General features: G+C 60.4%; 1 protein-coding gene. It reads left to right on the top strand.

Annotation, left to right across the window (positions count from 1 at the left end):
* Positions 1 to 90: 90 nt before the first annotated feature.
* Positions 91 to 1,413, top strand: coding sequence for an IS4 family transposase (locus ACLFKU_RS43415; RefSeq protein WP_410853352.1), 1,323 nt, complete (start codon positions 91 to 93; stop codon positions 1,411 to 1,413).
* The last annotated feature ends 11 nt before the right edge of the window (positions 1,414 to 1,424 follow it).

Here is a 1,424-nt window from a genome sequence, read left to right as displayed (position 1 = left end):
GGTAATGCCGTTCAGTTAAGACCTGAACGGCATTTTTGTTTTTAGGGTTGGAGTTGTAAACAGAACGGCAAGCTGTTAACTTTGGTCGCGATGCTGAGCGACCACCTTACCTTCCTGCTCGATGCAGCACCCGCCGATCTGAGTCGGCTGGGCGAGCATCTGCCGCATGAATGGATTGAACAGGCCATCGACGCCACGGGCACGGCCAGCATACGCCGCCGGCGCTTACCGGCCGAGCAGGTGGTTTGGCTCGTCATAGCCCTGGCGATCTATCGTCACTGGTCGATCAGTGAGGTGGTCGACAGCCTCGATCTGGTGTTGCCCAACGAAGCCACGTTCGTCAGCAAGAGCGCCATCGCGCAGGCCCGGCAGCGCCTGGGTGATGCGCCGATGGCCTGGCTGTTCGAGCGAACCGCCCAGGCCTGGTGTGGGCAGGACGCTGCGCGCCATGCCTTCAAGGGGCTGAGCTTGTGGGCCATGGATGGCACCACGCTGCGTACCCCGGACAGCCCGGCGAATCGCGAGCACTTCGGCGCCCAAAGTTACGCCAGCGGCAAGGTGGCGAGCTACCCGCAGGTGCGAGCCGTGACGCTGACCTCGATTCCGACACATCTCGTCGCGAACATCGCATTCGGCCGCTACGACACGAACGAGATGATCTATGCCAAGACTTTGCTGGAACAGATCCCGGATCACTCGCTGACGGTCTTCGACAAAGGCTTTCTGTCCGCCGAGATTCTGTGTGGATTAAGCTCGGGCGAACGCAATCGCCACTTTCTGATTCCGGCCAAGTCCAACACGCGCTGGGAAGTGGTGTCAGGCAAACCAGACGATGCCTTGATACGTATGCGCGTTTCACCGCAGGCACGACACAAGTGCCCTGAATTACCCGAGTGGTGGACGGTGCGTGCGGTTCGTGTGCTTGATTCGGCAGGCCGGGAGCGAACGCTGCTGACTTCACTGACCGACCGGCGCCGCTTCAAACCGGCCGATCTGAATGCTTGCTACGAGCGTCGCTGGCAGGTCGAAACCAGCTATCGCGAGCTCAAGCAATCCATGCTCGGCAGCGAATTGACGCTGCGTAGTCGTACCGTCGAAGGCATTTACCAGGAAATTTGGGGCGCCCTGATCGCCTACAACCTGATCCGTCGCGAGATGGCCAGCGCCGCCTGCGAGGCCAGGTGCGAGCCAGGCGAACTCAGCTTCGTGCGCTCCTTCCATCTCATCCAGCACGAGATGATGTGGGCCGCACGCACGCCGGCACTCGCCAAACTCCCCGCCGTTCTCAAACGACTGCGTGAACACCTCAAGCTGCTCATCAACGTAAAACGGCCCGGTCGACAATGCGACCGGGCCGTCAAGTCCCGTCCTGCTCGCTATACCGTTCGATATCTTCGGAAAGACCTTAACTGAACGGCATTACC

Source organism: Paraburkholderia sp. EG304 (genome assembly GCF_046543485.1).
Classification (GTDB): domain Bacteria; phylum Pseudomonadota; class Gammaproteobacteria; order Burkholderiales; family Burkholderiaceae; genus Paraburkholderia; species Paraburkholderia youngii.
The sequence above is the reverse complement of the archived record's forward strand: the minus strand, read 5'-3'. Positions and strand labels throughout refer to the sequence as shown.